The sequence below is a fragment of the Thiolapillus sp. genome (genome assembly GCF_048562965.1).
GTDB classification, from domain to species: Bacteria; Pseudomonadota; Gammaproteobacteria; order Chromatiales; family Chromatiaceae; genus Thiolapillus; species Thiolapillus brandeum_A.
Genome location: NZ_JBHNMF010001532.1, coordinates 1 through 575 on the forward strand (window position 1 = coordinate 1; position 575 = coordinate 575).

Sequence of the window (575 nt, forward strand, 5' to 3'; positions counted from 1 at the left end):
GGCGAGTGATCGGCAAGGCGGAATACCTGCCGGGCAAGGCCAATCCGCGTTTTGTCGTTACCAGCCTCAGTTCCAACGAGGCCGATGCCCAGTCGCTTTACGAAGAACGCTACTGTGCCCGAGGGGAAATGGAGAACCGTATCAAGGAACAACAACTGGGGCTGTTTGCTGATCGCACCAGTAGTGCCACCTTACGGGCGAACCAACTGCGGCTGTACTTCTCTTCCTTTGCCTATGTCCTGCTGCATGGCCTGCGCCGGCTGGGGCTGACCGGTACGGCGTTCGCCAAGGCCCAGAGCACGACGATCCGCCTGAAGCTGCTGAAAATCGGCGCCCGTCTGCGCCTGACAGCACGCAAAGTCTGGCTGTCCTTCTCGGAAGCGTATCCCTACGCCAGTGATATTGCCCAGATCCTGGCCAATCTCAAGCAGCATCCTGCTTGGTCGCCGCCTAGATAGTTACCGTCTATAAATAGCTATCTTTTTCGGGCAGCTCCAGATAATTAGCGCATGCCAATATACTGAATTAATTAATCACCTGCCTTGACAAGGATATTGTCGTTTGCAGGGAGCGAT

The 575-nt window shown here is 55.5% G+C and carries 1 protein-coding gene; it reads left to right on the forward strand.

The window, feature by feature from the left end; translation table 11 throughout:
* Nucleotides 1-458, forward strand: a 458-nt coding sequence (locus ACOCD2_RS25340) for a transposase (protein ID WP_419590634.1), incomplete at its 5' end; no start/stop codon positions are given.
* Nucleotides 459-575 lie beyond the last annotated feature (117 nt).